The sequence below is a fragment of the Lysinibacter cavernae genome (genome assembly GCF_011758565.1).
In the GTDB taxonomy this organism is placed as follows: Bacteria; Actinomycetota; Actinomycetes; order Actinomycetales; family Microbacteriaceae; genus Lysinibacter; species Lysinibacter cavernae.
In genome coordinates, this window is the sequence record NZ_JAAMOX010000002.1 from 436770 (window position 1) to 453667 (window position 16898).

The 16898-nt window shown below is 59.2% G+C and carries 17 protein-coding genes and 1 tRNA gene; 9 read left to right on the top strand and 9 right to left on the bottom strand.

What is annotated here, in order from left to right; all coding sequences use genetic code 11:
• Positions 1–12 precede the first annotated feature (12 nt).
• The 3 genes from FHX76_RS11350 to FHX76_RS11360 form a co-directional block, all read right to left on the bottom strand.
• Complete coding sequence (locus tag FHX76_RS11350; RefSeq protein WP_167150797.1) at positions 13–921, bottom strand: sugar ABC transporter permease; 909 nt, start codon at positions 919–921, stop codon at positions 13–15.
• Positions 921–2462 (bottom strand): ABC transporter permease subunit, encoded by a 1542-nt coding sequence (locus FHX76_RS11355; protein ID WP_167151669.1) that lies wholly within the window; start codon positions 2460–2462, stop codon positions 921–923. The genes FHX76_RS11350 and FHX76_RS11355 overlap by 1 nt, the downstream gene beginning before the upstream one ends.
• A 199-nt stretch (positions 2463–2661) precedes the next feature.
• The gene (locus FHX76_RS11360; RefSeq protein WP_167150798.1) at positions 2662–3897 is read right to left on the bottom strand and encodes a sugar ABC transporter substrate-binding protein; all 1236 of its coding nucleotides are present in this window, start codon (positions 3895–3897) and stop codon (positions 2662–2664) included.
• Between the two features lie 240 nt (positions 3898–4137).
• Between FHX76_RS11360 and FHX76_RS11365 the strand changes: the two genes are divergently transcribed.
• Both FHX76_RS11365 and FHX76_RS11370 read left to right on the top strand, forming a co-directional pair.
• Positions 4138–5175: a LacI family DNA-binding transcriptional regulator gene (locus FHX76_RS11365; RefSeq protein WP_167150799.1), complete on the top strand. Its 1038-nt coding sequence runs from the start codon at positions 4138–4140 to the stop codon at positions 5173–5175.
• Positions 5172–6836, top strand: a complete 1665-nt coding sequence (locus FHX76_RS11370) for a glycoside hydrolase family 13 protein (protein WP_167150800.1) — start codon at positions 5172–5174, stop codon at positions 6834–6836. The genes FHX76_RS11365 and FHX76_RS11370 overlap by 4 nt, the downstream gene beginning before the upstream one ends.
• A gap of 121 nt (positions 6837–6957) precedes the next feature.
• On the opposite strand, the gene FHX76_RS11375 is transcribed toward FHX76_RS11370, so the two are convergent.
• Both FHX76_RS11375 and FHX76_RS11380 read right to left on the bottom strand, forming a co-directional pair.
• On the bottom strand, positions 6958–9195 hold the full coding sequence (locus FHX76_RS11375; RefSeq protein ID WP_167150801.1) for a carboxypeptidase-like regulatory domain-containing protein: 2238 nt from the start codon (positions 9193–9195) through the stop codon (positions 6958–6960).
• A gap of 390 nt (positions 9196–9585) precedes the next feature.
• Positions 9586–9670 (bottom strand) — tRNA-Tyr (locus FHX76_RS11380).
• Between the two features lie 189 nt (positions 9671–9859).
• On the opposite strand from FHX76_RS11380, the gene FHX76_RS11385 reads away from it, so the two are divergent.
• The 5 genes from FHX76_RS11385 (at position 9860) to FHX76_RS11405 (ending at position 13298) form a co-directional block, all read left to right on the top strand.
• Positions 9860–10486 carry a hypothetical protein gene (locus FHX76_RS11385; RefSeq protein WP_167150802.1) on the top strand — a complete coding sequence of 209 codons (627 nt, stop codon included), beginning with the start codon at positions 9860–9862 and terminating at the stop codon, positions 10484–10486.
• Positions 10487–10549: 63 nt separating this feature from the next.
• Entirely contained in the window at positions 10550–11293 is a 744-nt protein-coding gene (locus FHX76_RS11390; protein ID WP_167150803.1) for a hypothetical protein, read from the top strand.
• Positions 11294–11322: 29 nt separating this feature from the next.
• Positions 11323–12048: a hypothetical protein gene (locus tag FHX76_RS11395; RefSeq protein ID WP_167150804.1), complete on the top strand. Its 726-nt coding sequence runs from the start codon at positions 11323–11325 to the stop codon at positions 12046–12048.
• 56 nt (positions 12049–12104) lie between these two features.
• Positions 12105–12593 carry a YajQ family cyclic di-GMP-binding protein gene (locus tag FHX76_RS11400; protein ID WP_167150805.1) on the top strand — a complete coding sequence of 163 codons (489 nt, stop codon included), beginning with the start codon at positions 12105–12107 and terminating at the stop codon, positions 12591–12593.
• A gap of 51 nt (positions 12594–12644) precedes the next feature.
• Entirely contained in the window at positions 12645–13298 is a 654-nt protein-coding gene (locus FHX76_RS11405; RefSeq protein ID WP_341777960.1) for an HAD-IA family hydrolase, read from the top strand.
• Here FHX76_RS11405 and FHX76_RS11410 read toward each other — a convergent pair whose 3' ends face one another.
• Both FHX76_RS11410 and FHX76_RS11415 read right to left on the bottom strand, forming a co-directional pair.
• Positions 13299–13604 (bottom strand): Dabb family protein, encoded by a 306-nt coding sequence (locus tag FHX76_RS11410; protein WP_167150807.1) that lies wholly within the window; start codon positions 13602–13604, stop codon positions 13299–13301.
• Entirely contained in the window at positions 13601–13876 is a 276-nt protein-coding gene (locus FHX76_RS11415; RefSeq protein WP_167150808.1) for a glutaredoxin family protein, read from the bottom strand. The genes FHX76_RS11410 and FHX76_RS11415 overlap by 4 nt, the downstream gene beginning before the upstream one ends.
• A gap of 113 nt (positions 13877–13989) precedes the next feature.
• On the opposite strand from FHX76_RS11415, the gene FHX76_RS11420 reads away from it, so the two are divergent.
• Positions 13990–14244 (top strand): helix-turn-helix domain-containing protein, encoded by a 255-nt coding sequence (locus tag FHX76_RS11420; RefSeq protein ID WP_167150809.1) that lies wholly within the window; start codon positions 13990–13992, stop codon positions 14242–14244.
• 92 nt (positions 14245–14336) lie between these two features.
• Here FHX76_RS11420 and FHX76_RS11425 read toward each other — a convergent pair whose 3' ends face one another.
• Positions 14337–14435, bottom strand: a complete 99-nt coding sequence (locus FHX76_RS11425) for a 30S ribosomal protein bS22 (protein WP_003792170.1) — start codon at positions 14433–14435, stop codon at positions 14337–14339.
• A 234-nt stretch (positions 14436–14669) separates the two neighbouring features.
• On the opposite strand from FHX76_RS11425, the gene FHX76_RS11430 reads away from it, so the two are divergent.
• Positions 14670–15386 (top strand): GntR family transcriptional regulator, encoded by a 717-nt coding sequence (locus tag FHX76_RS11430; protein WP_167150810.1) that lies wholly within the window; start codon positions 14670–14672, stop codon positions 15384–15386.
• Positions 15387–15473: 87 nt separating this feature from the next.
• Here FHX76_RS11430 and FHX76_RS11435 read toward each other — a convergent pair whose 3' ends face one another.
• Positions 15474–16841, bottom strand: coding sequence for an MFS transporter (locus FHX76_RS11435; RefSeq protein WP_243848781.1), 1368 nt, complete (start codon positions 16839–16841; stop codon positions 15474–15476).
• Positions 16842–16898 lie beyond the last annotated feature (57 nt).

Genomic DNA, 16898 nt, shown 5'->3' on the forward strand with positions numbered 1-16898 from the left:
GTAATCCTTACACTATTTAACCGCTCCGGCGGTGAGTCCGCTGATGATGTATTTCTGCAGCGCCATGAACAGGATGAGCACGGGAAGCGCGGCCATGACGGCCCCGGCAGAGAACGCACCCCAGTCGGCTGCACGGTCGTTCGCGATGATCTCGTAAAGACCAACCGCGAGCGTCTTTGTGTCTGGCTCTGAGAGCACCACGCTGGCAACAACAAAGTCACCGGTGACCGCGATAAACGACAGGATGCCAACCACGATAAGGATGGGGAACACCAGACGGACGATGATCGTAAAGAAAATGCGGGCGTGTCCGGCGCCGTCGATGCGAGCGGCCTCGTCGATGGAGGTTGGCACGGTGTTAAAGAACCCGTACATGAGATAGGTGTTCACGCCAAGCGCGCCACCGAGGTACACCATAATAAGGCCGGTGCGGGTGTTGAGCCCAAGCACGGGGAACACATCGCCGATCGCGCCGAGCAGCAGGAAGATCGCGATCACGGCGAGCACCTGCGGGAACATCTGAATGAGCAGCAACGACAGCAGCCCAACCCGTCGCCCGCTGAAGCGCATCCGCGAGAAGGCGTAGGCCGCGAGGCCACCCATGAGGATGGTGCCAAACGCGACAACGCCCCCGATGATCATGGTGTTCATGAACCACGCGCCGAACGGCTTGTCTGGGTTCGACAGCACACGCTCAAATCCGGCGAGGCTGAAGGCCTGGAAGAGCTTATTCGAGCCGGTCAGCGTTCCCGTTGGGCTCAGCGCGTTCGACAGCACGTAGAGAATAGGGAAGACCGCGTAGATTCCAACCGCGATGCCAACCAGGTGGCGCCATCCGGTGTCGTTGAAGAACTTCTTGAACGTGCGCTTCTTTGGGGTGAGGACAACCCCTGAGCTCGTTGGTGTCGTTGTAACAGTCATTAGTTGATCTCCTCCAACGCCTTGGTCTGACGGAAGCTAATAATCGTGATGATCGTGACGATGATGAAGATCAGGATGGCGAGCACACTCGCGAGGCCATAATCGCGCGTTTGTCCGTCGAAGGCAATCTTGTAGACCATCGAGATGAGGATGTCAGTGTGACCGATGTTGCTGCCGGCACCTTCGATCTTTGGTCCACCGCCAGTGGTCATATAGATCACGTTGAAGTTGTTGAAGTTGAACGCAAACGAGGCGATAAGCAGCGGGGCTACAGACACAAGCAGGAGGGGCAGCTTAATGAGTCTGAAGATCTGCCACGGGCTCGCTCCGTCAACCGTCGCGGCCTCCTCTACCTCGGCGGGAATGGACTGCAGCGCACCCATCGTAACGAGGAACATGTAGGGGAATCCGAGCCACAGGTTGATGAAGATCACCACAAATTTGGCCAGTATTGGGTCGGTCAGCCACGGGATGTCCGCCCCGAAGAAGAGGACCTCGTTCACGAAACCGTATGACCGGTTGAACATACCGCTCCAGACGAGCGCCCCGAGGAAGGCAGGGAATGCGTAGGGGACGATGAGCAGCGTTCGATAGATCTTGCGTCCCCGCATGTGCGGCTTATTGAAGACAATCGCGAGGAAGAGCCCCATGAAGAAGGTTGCAAACACGGTGACAAACGCGAGCACAAACGTCCAGATCGTGACCTGCACGAGCGGGCCGCGGATGGTCGGGTCGGTGAGCGCCTTTGTGAAGTTCTCAAACCCAACCGTCACGGTCCAGCCAGGCTTGAGGTTATCGCCACTTTCGGAGACAAAGGAACCCTTGCCTCCGTCGTGATAGACGGTGCCCGTTCGTCCGTCGGTAATCGTGTCGGCGTCAGCATCGTATGACAGGTGCGAAAGATAGAGGTAGCCGGTTCGGCCGTCTTGGGTGCGTAGGGTTCCGTCGTTGATGTCGTCAGAGAACGGAACGGCCAGGTCGCTGATGGCTTTCTGGTTGTTCAGGATGTCTTGGAAATTCAGCGACTCGTAGCCGGGAAGCGATACGGCAACGCCGCCTTCCATGACGGCTTTTGGCGCTTCGTGCAGCGGGTCGGTTGCCGTGCCAAAGAGCGCTTCGCCGTCGTCGGTCACGAGGAACCCAAAGGTGCCACCGGCCTTCACAACGGTGATGGGGTAGCTCGGAGAATCTTCGACTCGCTCTTGCCCACCGGCGATGAGGCTTGCGATGGCCTGATCTTTGTCGCCGGTGTGGCCGCCACCGAAGTTGGTGAAGCTGATGTAGCCCGTGTACCCAATCACAAAGACCTGGAAGATAAGCAGGAACACAAAGCCTGGCGCAAGGTACTTCGACGGGTTGGCACCGGGTCGGAGGTAGATCCAGTTGAAGGCAACTGCAATGACCGCGATGACGGTCACAAAGATCCAGTTGGATGCCTGGATGCTCAGGAAGATCGCGTACACGGCGAGTGCATCAAACATGCCAAGCAGGATGAGCTTGGTAATGAACGGCCCAATGCGCACGTTCACCCGCCCTGACATCTTGCGTAGCTGGGCAGACTTCTTTGTCTCGCGTTGTCCGCCGTTTGTTTCGGCGGCGTCAGGCTCTTCCAGAGTTACATTCACAACATTCTTCTTCGACTCATCATTAGGACTTTACGACCTGGCTCAGGCGGGTAGCGGAACTATCTCAACCACGGTGCTGCGGGCGATGGAGACTCCATCGCCCGCAGCGTGTGTGTTATTTGCTCTCGTCGATGGCGGCTTGGATGTCCGTTGCCAGCTTCGACCAGGTCGCGGTTGGGTCTGCCCCGGTCAGGATGTCGCCCTCTGCGATGCCCCATGGGGTCCAGACGTCAGCCATTGCTGGGATTGACGGCATTGGGATAGCGTTCTTGCCGGCGTTCTTGAAGCCCTCAACCGTTGGGTCACTTGCCGCTTTGTCGGCCGCGCTTGTCATTGCGGGGAGCACTCCACCCTGCTCAAAGAGGGCAGTCTGGATCTTGTCGGTTGCGATGAAGTTCACGAGGAAGTCGTTCGCTGCAACTGCATTCTTGCTCTTGGAGTTGATGTAGAAGCCCTTAACTCCGGCGAAGGGGTTTGCTTCCTGCCCGCCCGCGGAGGGGATAGGGTCAACGGCCAGCTTGATGCCGGCATCCTGAGCTTCTTTCACGCTCCACGGTCCGGTGAGCCAGAACGGTGCCTCGCCATCGAGGAAGGCCTGCTTTGCAACGTCACCAGAGATGTCACCCTGGATGACGTCGCCAACGGTTCCGAGCCAGTTGGCAAATGCGACGCCCTCTGCGTTTCCGATGGTGAGGTCGTCTGGGTTGTATTCGCCCTTGTCATCGAGGCCGAAGATGGAGCTTCCGAAGCTCGACTGCAGTGGGTACACGTGGTACGGGTCACCCTCTGGGCCGTTCTGGGTAACAACAAACGGGTACTTCTTGCCCGTTGCACGGCCCGCGGCGATCATTTCGTCCCAGGTTGCGGGAGTAGCATCCGGCACCAGCTCGGTGTTGCGGAGAATGCCAATATTCTCAACCGCGTAGGGAACCTGGTAAATCTTGCTGTCGTAGGTCACTGCGTTGATCGCTACGTCGGAGAATTCGCTTGCTTTGTCGCCGAGTTCGATGGGCGAGATGATGCCGTCGGCAACGTAGCCGCCGATCCAGTCGTGGGCGCCCATGATGATGTCTGGGCCCTTACCCGTTGGCGCTTCGCGAGCGAAGTCGGCCTTCATGGTCTCGATGCTCTTGTCAACGAGCTTGATGGTAACGCCCTGCTCTTTGCTGTACTCCTCGGCCGCGGTCTTGAGGACGGCGAGTCGGTCTGAGTCAACCCAGACGGTGAGCGTCGTGCCGTTTCCGCTGTCAGCAGACTTGTCATCTGAGCTGCCTGAGCAGCCGGACAGCAGCAATGCGGCGCTCGTTACAAGAGCTCCAATTGCAAGGATTCGTTTTGGTTTCACCAACATCGGTGCACCTTTCTACATCACTGGACCGGCCCCTTCGCCGCTGGAGGTTCGCGTGAGCCGTGACACCGTTGCGAGCATCCGGTCTTCGAAAGTCCGTCCTCTCGGGACTTGCAATTGAGTTATGCAAGCGGTTACATGGTGACATACGGTTTCGGTCAATGCAACCGCTTACACGATTTATACATATCGTTTGCGTGCAGGCCGGGTTAATATAAACACTTCGGACACAGAGAGGCTTCGATGGCAAGCATTGACGATGTTGCGCGCCATGCCGGCGTCTCTACCGCAACGGTTTCACGCGTCCTCAACGGCAAGAACACGGTGTCAACAACAACCGCCGAAAAGGTGCTCGCCGCCGTTAACGCCCTCGACTACGTCATGTCATCGAGCGCCTCTGGCCTCGCATCCGGGCGCACCAAAAACATCGGCGTTGTTGTCCCAGAGCTCACGCGCTGGTACTTTACGAACGTTGTTGAAGGCATCGCATCCGGCCTGCTCCACCACGGCTACGACCTCACGGTGTACAGCCTGCGCGACGGCGGTTCAGCCAGGCGCAGTGTGTTTGAACAGTCCCTCCTCCGCCAGCGGGTGGATGCCTTCATCGCGATCTCACAAGAGCTCACCAATGACGAACTCGCAAAGCTGCGCGCCCTCAATAAACCCCTCGTTGGTGTTGGCGGACCGCTCCCCGGAGTGCACACCCTCAGCATCGACGACGTTGCCGTTTCGACGGAAGCGACACAGCACCTCATCAACCTCGGACACACTCGCATCGCGCATATCAGCGGAACCGTCGAGTTTGAGGCAGACTTTCACCTCCCAACCAACCGCCGGTCTGGCTACGAGGCGGCCCTCACCGCCGCTGGCATCCCGATTCCGCACGACCTCCAGGCTGCCGCCGACTTTACAATTCCCGGCGGATACGGGGCAACCCAACAGCTCCTCACCCTCGGAGACCGCCGCCCAACGGCCATCTTTGTCAGCTCCGACGAGATGGCGATCGGCAGCATCCTCGCCATTCGCGAGGCCGGTCTCACGGTTGGCCGTGACGTTTCCGTTGTTGGGATCGACAACTACGAGCTCTCGGACTACTTCGGCCTCACCACCGTTGCCCAATACCCGCAGGATCAGGGGCGCCAAGCCGTTGAGCTGCTCATGAACGTACTTCAACCGGGCCGACCAGTCTCGACCAACCTCATCACACCACTCACAACCGAGCTTCTTGTGCGATCAAGCACCGGCCCGGCCCCATCAACAGATCGGAAGACCAGAACATGACTGCAGGATCAGAATGGTGGCGCAGCGCCGTCATCTACCAGGTCTACCCCCGCTCCTTCGCCGACTCAAACGGTGACGGCATCGGCGACATGGACGGCATCCGCGAGCGCCTTCCCGCGCTCAAGAGCCTCGGCATTGATGCGGTCTGGCTTTCGCCGTTCTACACGTCGCCACAGAACGATGCCGGCTACGACGTTGCCAACTACATCGATGTTGATCCCCTGTTTGGTACGCTCGCAGACTTCGACCGGATGCTTGAACAGGCCCACGAGCTTGGCCTCCGCGTCATCGTTGACCTCGTGCCAAACCACTCATCAAGCGAGCACGCCTGGTTCAAAGAGGCACTCGCCTCCCCCGAGGGCAGCCCAGAACGCGCACGCTACCTCTTCCGCGACGGCAAGGGCGAAAACGGCGAACTCCCGCCAAACAACTGGCAGAGCGTATTTGGCGGACCGGCCTGGAGCCGCATCACCAACCCAGACGGCACCCCTGGCCAGTGGTACCTGCACCTGTTTGACTCGACCCAGCCAGACTTCGACTGGACCAACCCGTGGGTACGCGAGCAGTTCCGCGACATTCTGCGCTTCTGGCTTGACCGTGGCGTTGATGGCTTCCGGGTCGATGTTGCGCACGGCCTCGCCAAGGTTGATGGCCTCCCCGACTGGACCCCACCCGTTGGTGTTGGTTCCATGGGCGGCGACGTGCCAGAAGACCAGGTCTCGCCCTTCTTCGGCCAGCCGGGCGTGCACGAAATCTACCGCGACTGGCACGAAATCTTTGCCAAGTACGATGGCGACCGCGTGCTCTGCGCCGAGGCCTGGGTTGAGCCGCTGTCCAAGCTGGCCGAGTGGGTCCGTCCTGACGAAATGCACCAGGCGTTCAACTTCACGTACCTCACGACCGGCTGGTCGGCTGCCGACGTTCGCCATGTGATCGACGACTCCATCGCGTCCTTCGCCGCCGTTGGCGCGCCAAGCACCTGGGTGCTGTCAAACCACGACGTCGTTCGCCACGCGAGTCGACTCGCGCTCACCGCTGAGAACCCACAGGGAGAGGGCATTGGCCCCAAGTCAAAGGGGCTGCCGGACCCTGTGGTTGGCCTCCGCCGCGCACGTGCGGCATCCACCCTCATGCTCGCTCTTCCCGGCTCTGCCTATGTTTACCAGGGCGAAGAACTCGGCCTGCCGGAGGTCATCGACCTCCCAGATTCGGCACGCCAAGACCCAACCTGGTTCCGCACCAACCACGAGCGCTACGGCCGCGATGGATGCCGCGTGCCCATCCCGTGGGAGGCTGGCAAGCCAGCATACGGGTTCAACGAGACCGGCGAGAGCTGGCTTCCACAGCCAAGCGATTGGGATCAGTTCGCCCGGGATACCCAGGCCGGCGACCCGGACTCCACGCTTGAGCTCTACCGAACGGCACTTCGCCTCCGCCGCGAGCACAACCTCGGCACCGGCACACTCGAGTGGGCCGCAGGCAACGAGGGCAATGTTGTGTCGTTCCGCGTGAACGATGTCACGGTTGTGACCAACTTCGGCACCGAGCCCGCCGCGCTTCCAGCCGGCGAGCTGTTGCTCTCATCCGCTCCGCTTACCGAGACCGCGGCAGGCGAGGCCGCACTGGCCCCAGAGGCCACCGTGTGGGCTCGCACGGCATAGCTCAGGGGCGACTCGAGCCAAGGTAGCCGAAACAATTCTGGCCCGTTCCCCAGCAGGGGGACGGGCCAGAACTTTTTGTTCATTCGTTTATGAGCAAGTCACGCTCGGGCACGGAATCTGCTTACGATTCGCGCACCCGACGGACGGCGAGGAGCGCGACGCCGCCAAGCAGCACGGCAATCGCCAGCGCAGCAGCGAGGGCACTTTCTGCAGCACCCGTTGTTGCGAGTCCACTGCCCGTTCCGAGACCGTCGGATGATGTGGTCGAGTTACCGCCGGCGCTTCCGCCCGGTGTTGTGTTCGAGCCACCCGTATTCGAGCCACCGGCATTCGAGCCGCCGCCGTTTGAGCCGCCAGGCGTCTTCACCGTGGCCTTCGTCACCGTGATGCTGGTTGTCACCGAGGTGCCATCGGCCCGCTTCACGACGATCGAGTGCAGACCCGGCTCAGTCGCCGTTGGGATCGTAACGGCGTGGACAAATGCGCCCTCACTCGTCACCGATGGCGTTGCCAACAGGGCCGGAGTCGAGTGCAGCCAGATCTCCACAGCCTCTTCGGAGTCAAACCCGGCGCCGGTCACGGTCACCGTACCGCCCTGCTCGGCCTCGCTCACACTCACACTGATCGCGGGCTCATCCTCGACCGGCGGCGTGACCGGTGCTTCCGCACACTCAAGCACCAGTTCCAGGTCAAGGTACTCCGGCGGAACCGGCAGAACTTCGGTTGAGACAACCGTCTCGGCACTCCCAGGAACGGTGCAGTTTGGCGCGCTGGCTTCCACACGGTAGTACCCGGGGATGACGTCCCACGCGAAACGACCATCTTCACCCGTCACCGTTGGGTTGGTCCGGTTCGACGGGGACATGATTGCACTTCCGTCGGCAACGGCGCTGAAGTCTCCCTCGGGGAAGTCAGAGCGGAGCAGCGTAACGGTCGCGCCATCAATGGCGTTTCCCTCCGTGTCGAGAATCGTTCCCGCCGGGTCGATGTAAAGATCAAATTCGACGTTTTGGGTAGTGCCGTCACCGCAGTCAACAGTAATCCTAAAGTCAGCGATGCCGGTCGTCGGGTAGAGCGGCGGGACGGTCACCGCGTACTGTCCAGGCGAGCTTTCAACCAAGTCACCGGTGTAGATAGCGTTCCCGCCCTTGAGGATTTCGAGCGTGACTGACTCTGCACCCTCGCAGGCGCTGTGGGTCACATCAAATGGCAAACTCCAATACAGGCCATATGCCGCAGCATCTCGTCCGCCCTGCGTCACGGTCGTTTCGCGGGGAATTCGAAGCTGCTCTTCTTTCAAGACAAAGTCCTGAACCATGTCGGCGCCGTCTACGTTGGCCCATGCGAAGCCTTGAACGAAGTCCGTGTTTGCGGGCGGATTCACCCGAATCGACAAGGACCCGTACACCGCGCTTATCCGATAGGTTCCGTCCGCAGCGGTGGTCGCAAATTTGTTTCCAACCGAAACTACTGCACCAGCAAGGGGATTGCCGGAGGCATCCCGTACGGTTCCCGTGAGGTCATACCGCTCCACAGAGTCGCCATCCCTCAGCGCAAAAATATAGCGACCCTGCTGGTCAAGAGCGTTGGCGCTGCCGGCGGTCAGCGCAAACTCACCGTCATCAAGAAGCGGGGATTCCGGGGAGTTGCGCCCATCGGATCCGGGGAGTCTCACCGTCCAGCCGTGGTCCTTCACAAACAGACCAGCCTGCGCGGTTGCTGGAACTTCTCCGTTCCACCAGTAGGCGCCAAGTTGCGGTAACTGGTCGTAGTTAAACGTGACGTCAACATCACCCTTCACTCCACCGGTCAGCGCGGATCTGTCCCTGATAATCGTTTGGAATGAGAGGAGCTTTTCGGGGCTCGTGTCTGTTGCCTCGTGCGGCGCCACATTCACCCAGTTCGCACAGAACGCCGAACCGTCGGCGCTCACTCCGTAGGTAATTTCAGACGAGCCGTCTCGTTGAGGCTCAAGCATCGTGTCAAACGCAGCGATGGCATCCGGGTAGTCCGACGAACCTCCCCAGATATACCCCTCCCACGGGTCGCCAAACGTCAGCGTTCCGCTGGGATTCACAAAAATAGAGTTGTGCTCGGTTCCGTAATAGTTCACAGAGAACGGCAACTCAATTTCGGGGCTTGAGACCTGCGGTTCGCTCCAGTGGTTCTCTTCATAGTCTTCAGGAAATGGCACAGCGGCGAGCGTGTTCTGTGTGCAGAAACTCAGGTCTTCAACCGCCCCCGTCGGGATTGGTCCTGTGGCATTTGCCGCGGCAGTCGCAGAAACCGCAAGACCAGCGGTCAGTATGGATGCCATGGCTATGCCAAGGCGTCTCCGAGTGAGTGGGGATTTCATCATAGGTAACTCCGTGTAATTAGCTAATCAGTACAACGGGCGACGGCCATAGAAACCGCCTCAGCCACGCAGTGCCCTCCCCCGGGCCTTCATGACATCCGTATGTGGTCGCCTCAACGAACCAAAACATACCGTATCCAACTTATTAACTACACGCAAATTATTTGAGGATACAAACACTCGACTTGTGGGCCAACTCCGTCATAACCCATGACCGCTTTTCGTAGCCAGCGAGGACCTAGACAGGAAGCTCGAATGGTATCTAACCAGAGACTCAAAAACCCTTCGGCCCGTTCTCCAGATGACCGCAGCCCGTTGCTCACGGCACTCAGCGTTCATGCCTACGCAAAAGGCCCTCTGCAACGATTTCGTTGCAGAGGGCCTCAGCGGTTCTGGTGGCGAGTGAGGGATTCGAACCCCCGAAGTCGATGACAGCTGATTTACAGTCAGATCCCTTTGGCCGCTTGGGTAACTCGCCATGTTTCTTGCGCAGATGAAGCATGCTTCACGAACGCACTCGACAAGACTAATACGGAAACGCCGCTGACACCAATCGACACCGCAGATGAAACGCACTTTCTTCTCCACAGGGCGCCATCTGCGCATCGCCAGGCACCGATTCGCCAAATGCGACACACGCTCCCTGCCCAGACTGTACCCTTAGTCCATGGCTATCAACGTGACTTGGGACTACATCGACGAAACCAGCTTTGCGGCAGAAACGCCAGAAGCGGCGCGGGCGGTAGCCGAACAATTTGTGGCGCTCGCACGCGACCCTGAGACCGTCTACGAAGAAGACACCTCACCTGCAGGGCTCCTCATTACCGCGTCCGAGTGCTTCTACGATGCCAACGACCCGCTGCAGGCATACGAGGCTGCCCGCGAAGCGCAAGAGGCAGAGGGCGAGGCCGCGCCAGACAAACGCGTCTACCTACTCGATGCCCTCCTGCGCACCGGCCAAGAGGCAGAAGCAACGCAGCTCGCCGACGAGATCCGTGCCGAGAAGCTCACCGACCCACTCATCTACTCGTTCATCGGCGACAGCTACGACGTTGTTGGCAATAACCACCAAGCACAGGTTTGGTTCAACCGCGGCATCCGCATGATGGACGAGCTCATCAAAGATAGCGACGGCTACGAACCAGAAGAGGTCGCCGAGATGCTCGAAGACCGCGAAATTCTGATCCTCGGCCGCCAACTGGTGCGCAGCGAAGCGGGTCTTGAGCCCGACGATCTTGACCACGAGGCCCTCGAGATCCTCGCTTCTCACGAAGACGATGAAGAGACCGAATAATTGAGTTCGATTCGTTAGCGTTTCGAATCCATAGAACGCTCTGCCAAACCCTAAGCTGAGGCTATGGGTAACAAGAGAGTTTTCATCGGTTCCATTGCGCTCGTTGCGGCCTTCTCGCTGAGCGGCTGTGCCAGCTCACCGAGCAATCCACCGTACCCGGTAAAAGCAACTTCGACGGCGTCGAGCGAGACTCCAACGGCCAAGCCAACAACCACCTCGTCTCCAAGCGCAACACCTGCCGCGTGGACCAAGTACACATCCACCGACGGTCGCTATACATTTGAGCACCCAGAAGCCTGGACAGTAAACGTGTCGGGCGACAGGGAAGGCACGTCTCTCAGCATCACTGACACCGCCTCAGGCAGCACCGTCGCGACATTCCACGCGGGGCTCGCCTCCGGACCGGCATCGTTCGGCCCCGGGGAAACCGGCACAATCACGTTCCTCGCTAATACGCCGCTTGATCTCGCACGGTACGACATCGGCGATGTTTCGGATGGGCCGGTCAATGTGAGCTACGCAACCTTTGAAAAGGGTGGCGCAATACAAGCCAGCATGGGTCTCACAACTGACTACAGCCGTTCAGAAACGGAAAACACCGGACTCGTCCTTTTCATGAAAAACCAGGCGGTTACCCCCGAAATCTACTTCGGCGAGTTCGCAACGCCGGTATCGAACGAGACAACCCCCGTTACCTCAATCATTCCCACGTTTGCGACCATTGATGAGGCAAAGGCGTTCATGGAGACGCAAACATACAAGGATCTCGAGCGGATGTTCTCCTCAGTTACCGTTGTCACCGGCTAACCCCACGTCTTATTGGATACCGACCTCCAATGAACAGCAAATCTGCGCACGTCACAGCAGGCCTCCTCATTACCGTTCTTGCCCTCACTGGCTGCGCCACTAGCGCGTCACCAGAAGCCGCATCGTCGTCACCGGCGACCACCAAGATGCCTTCGGCGACTCCAACGCAAGAGCGTGTTGCCGCGTGGGAAACGTTCACCACCGATGACGGCGTCTTCAGCTTTGAGCACCCTGCTGAGTGGACGGTCGAGGCCACGCGCCCTGACACGGGCTTTGCTGAGAACAACGTTTGGGACGTAAAGGTGATGGACGCCAGCGGCACTGTCGCTGCCTCTCTCACCAGTGGCAACGGAGGAATTGGCGGCGCCTGCGGCGGAGAACAGGTTGTCCCCATCACGGTTATCGACAGCCAAGACATGACACTCCCCGCCGGTGCATCTGCCAACGGCCAAGACGGGGTAACCCCTCGGTTTCAGTTCACCGCACTCGAACGCCCCGGCAACGTAGTCGCGTCAGTTGGTATCACCAATACCGAAGCCCAAACAGAGTCCTGCATGTTTTATAACCTCTTCGCCGTGCCGGATACCTCACTCGCCCTCATCGGATTTGCCGACCAGACCATGATCGGGCCATTCAGCGAGAACAGCCCCTTGATTCCCGCGTTTGCAACCATCGACGAGGCAAAGGCATTCATGGACACTGACGTCTATAAAGACCTCAAGCGCATGATTACCTCGTTGCAAATCACGCCGTAGCCGCGCATCCAACACGCCGAGCTACCCTTCGCCAAGAAACTGGCTACCATGGACACATGGCAGATTCCTCGTTTGATGTTGTAAGCAAAGTCGACAAGATGGAGGCGGACAACGCCCTCAACCAGGCGAAAAAGGAGATTGAGCAGCGCTACGACTTTAAAGGCGTTGGCGCATCAATCGATTGGAGCGGCGACAAAATCATGATCAAGGCTGACACCGTCGAGCGCGTCAACGCGGTTCTCGATGTGTTCCAGTCAAAACTGATCAAGCGCGGCATCTCCCTCAAGAGCCTCGACGCCGGAGAGCCCTACCCAAGCGGCAAAGAGCACCGTATCGAAGCCACCATGAAAGAGGGCATCGACCAGGAGAACGCCAAGAAGCTCAACAAGCTCATCCGCGATGAAGGCCCAAAGGGTGTCAAGAGCCAGATTCAGGGCGACGAGCTGCGTGTCTCATCAAAGAGCCGCGACGATCTGCAGGCCACCATGGCTCTGCTGCGGGGCTCCGACGTCGAGGTTGACCTACAGTTTGTGAACTTCCGCTAGGGAGTCTCGCCCGCATCCACGGCACGCATCTCCAAAGGCAGAGGTATCAGCATTTCAGACTCACCGTTTACCCGCACCGTTGAAGGGGTTCTGTTCGACATGGACGGAACCCTCATTGACTCGACACCCGCGGTCATTCGCTGCTGGATTCGCCTCGCCGAAGAAGAGGGATTTGACCCTCGGTTTTTAGAGAATAACCACGGAACGCCGGCGGCGCAGATCCTTGAACAGGTGCTCCCGCCCGAGCGCATTCCTGCTGCCCTCGCTCGCATTATTGAGCTTGAAGAAACAGACCTTGAGGGTGTCGTTGCGCTTCCTGGCGCTCAGGAACTCCTCGACTCGTTGCCTGCAGACAAACACGCGATAGTCACGTCGTGCACACGGAACCTTGCCCTCCGCCGCCTCAAGCAGGCCGGATTGCGGGCGCCAGAAACGATCGTGACGTTTGACGATGTCACACTTGGGAAGCCGCATCCAGAACCGTTTGAGCTTGGCGCGTCATTGCTCGGGCTTGACCCACGCAACTGCATCGTGTTTGAGGATGCCCCGGCGGGGCTCGCAGCTGGAGCAGCGGCCGGCTGCACAACGATTGCCATCGCAGGAACCCATCCTGGCGAGCACCTTGAGGCAGACGCTGTCATTGGCGACCTCTCTCAGGTCGCCGTGACGCTCAACGACGGCTCAATTACGCTGACCGTCCAGTAGCTAGGCAACCGTAAAATCGACCGCAGCGCGTCCTGAGGTACGACCACGGTTGTGTTCAATCACCGCTTTGTGGGCAGGATGCACCTGGTAACGCTCCAGCGCGGCTTGGTCGGCAAACTCGGAGACGAGCGTAATGTGCCAGTTCGCGTCGGGGTACAGCTCGTTGATCCCAACCTCAAGCGCAAGGATCTCGGGTATGACGGGAGGCAGCGCATCCAGCAGTGCCTTGAACTCAAGCAACTGGCGCATCCGGGCCGCGGGATCAGGCTCTGCAAAGGTCCAGGTGACTACGTGTCGTAGGGTCATGAGGTTGGCATCTCCAGCAGTGCGCGGCGCAGCCGATCTGGGTCAATGCGCCAGTAGTTGTGAACCCGGTCGTTGATCAACAGCACGGGGATTTCTTCGGCATACCGCTCAAAGAGGGCGTCGTCTTCCAGAATTGACTGCTCAGCAAGCTCAAAGGAGTGCGGAGACTCGGCAAGGACCGGGTCCGCCAGAACGGCTCCAACCACCTCGCGCGCGTCATCACACAGGTGGCAGCCCGGTTTGCCAATGAGGGTGAGTTCTATCTTTGCCATGCTTCAACGATACCGGCCTCGCGACCGAGTCCCTCAGACGCCGACAGCGCGCCCAAAACCGTGCGGCACAATGCCTCTCGCCCGTATTGCCAGCCCTGCGATAGTTCTTGAGGATGGAAACTTTCGAAGATTACGAGGCGGCCCGCATTATCGGAAACCGCATCCGTGCGCATCGTCGGGCCAACGATCTCACCCTCGAGACGCTTTCGTACCTGTCAGAAACCCACGTCACCACCGTGAGCCGCATTGAGCGGGGGCGGAGCCTGCCAAACCTCGGGACGCTTATGCGTCTGGCGACGGTCCTCAACGTTGACCCAGGCTCGCTCATCCACGACCTGCACAACCTTGATTTTTCGGCGCAGCAATAGCGCTACCATCGTTCAGATCGTGACCTGCCGATGCGCAGCGCAGTCAGCAAAAAGCGCTAGGACCCGAAGGACCTAGCGCTCACGCTTTGTTGTTACTTCTTGTTGCGACGCTGGTGACGAGTCTTACGAAGCAACTTACGGTGCTTCTTCTTCGCCATACGCTTGCGGCGCTTCTTAATTACAGAACCCACAAAAACCTCACACGATCTTAGGAATCGACCATAGAAGAATTGGCCGACAGAAACACCATTCTAGCGGGCAACAGGCCCGAGCGCGAAACGCACGGCGCGCCACACCCAATTTGGCACTGGCAGACAGACCCTGGCGGCCAATGAATGTCGGCGACCAGTATCCTTAATGGTGCGCTCACCGTGTCGGCCCGCGCACACAATGCAGTGAAGCCGTTCACATTCTCGGAGGTATAGATGTCGGAACCAATGTCGCCGTTTGGCACGTCGGCCGGTCTCGAGCGCAAGGGCCTCAGAGACCGGGTATACGACCTTGTCCTTGACATGCTTATGGGCTCACGCGTTGAGCCAGGCACTCGTCTCTCGATCGATGCCATCGCACGCGACCTCCGAGTGTCACCAACGCCCGTGCGTGAGGCTCTTGTCCAGCTGGAGCGCACCGGCCTCGTCACCCGGGAGCCGCTCAAGGGCTACCGCGTCGCACCGCCGCTGGCGCACGACCAGCTCGAGGCGCTATTCGACGCGCGAATCGTACTTGAAGGCGGCGCAACCGCCCTTGCCGCACGCTCATCCGCTTCACTCGTGCCGCAGCTCGAGGCGGCGCTTGACGAACACAGGGCCATCGCCTCAACGCTACGCACCGCGACGCCAGAGGGCCGCCTCCGCGTTGAGCTACTACGCGAGTACTTCGCGGCTGACTGGAACTTTCACCACGTCATCTTTGCTGCGACAGAGAACCCGTTTCTTCTCGATATGTCCGAGGCTATCTCTACGAGGGTGCACCGGATGCGGCAGACAGCACTCAGCGGCATCACCGATGCGGATGATGCCGTCCATGAGCACACCACCATCGTCGAAGCGTTTGCGAGCGGCGACGCAGAGCTCGCCTCCGCCGCCATGTGTCAACACATTGAGAAGGTTCGCGAACGCTCTCGATTTGACGCTGAGCATTAGCCTCCCGCGCTCCCGGCACACGAGTGCCGCTGTGCCGTATCGCGCACGATACAACACAGCGGCAAGCTCGGCCACCGCCCAGTTGTCCTAGTTGACGGGCGTTTCAAGCAGAACGTCGGCCTTTGCTTTGAAGAACTTCGTGCAGTAAATCATGGCGGCCGCGACAAAGGCGAAGAGGCCAAGCGAAACAACGCCCCACACCCCACTGTCGGTGACCACAGTCTCGTTCACGGAGTTCCGCATGATTGGCGCAACAAAACCGCCAAGGTTGCCAAACGAGTTAATCAGGCCGATGCCAGCCGCGGCGGCCGTCCCCGTGAGGAAGGCGGTTGGGTACGACCAGGTAATGGGGCCAACCGAGAGGAAGCACGACACTGCGAGGGTAATGAAGAGGATGCCGAGGATCGGCTGGCTGATCGCCCCTGCCCATCCTGAGCCAAGGATAAAGACGCCAGTTCCGAAAAAGAACAGCGTTCCCCAGTTGCGGCGGCGAAGGATCATTGTCGCATACTTTCCGACAAAGAAGCAGACAAACAAGCCGACGAGCCACGGGATAGCGGCGACAAGGCCAACCTCCCAACCGACATCCTTACCAAGCAGCCCTGCGACCTGCTGGGGAAGATAGAACGTGGTGCCGTAAACAGCGATCTGCAGGCAGAAGTAAATCACGGTGAAGTACCAGACTTTCCAGCTCGCCATGGCGCGCCAGACTCCGCTCGGGCCATCGGATTCGCGAACCTTGTCCTCCTGCACCATCACATCAATCAGGGCCGCCTTTTCCGTCTTATTCAGCCATTTTGCCTTCTGCGGGCTATCCGTCAGGAAGAAGAACGCTGCGATACCGGCAACAACGGCGAGCATCCCCTCGGCAAAGAACATGACCTGCCAGCCGTGCCACGGCGTGACGGTATCGCCGATGCTGATGAGACCGCCGGAGAGCGGGGCTCCGAGCATTTGCGAGAAGGGCTGCGCAAGATAGAACAGCGCAAACATTTGCACTCGCACCTTATTTGGGAACCATTCGGCGAGGAACATAATGACACCAGGAAAGAGCCCTGCCTCGGTAATACCAAGCAAAAACCGAAGGATGATAAACATTGTGTCGTTTGTTGTGAATGCGAAGGCTGCGGCAACAATGCCCCATGTGATGGCGATCCTGGCAAGCCAGAACCGCGCGCCAAATCTCTTGAGCAGGAGGTTGCTCGGAATCTCAAAGATCGCGTAGCCGATGAAGAAGATACCGGCGCCGAGCGCAAACGCTCCGTCGCTAATGCCTCGATCAATTTTGAGTGCTTCCTGGGCAAAACCAACGTTCGTTCGATCAAGGAACGCCACAAAATACAGGATGATCAACATCGGCATGAGGTGCCGAGTCGCCTTCGAAATCGCCGATTTGAGGGCAGGCCCGTGCAGGGCGTCAGAGACGGCGGCACCGGGGGTTTGGGTTGTAGACAAAACAGCTCTCCTTTGAGTAATGTTTGGTTCGCTTACGACGAGGTGACGGTCTTAGGC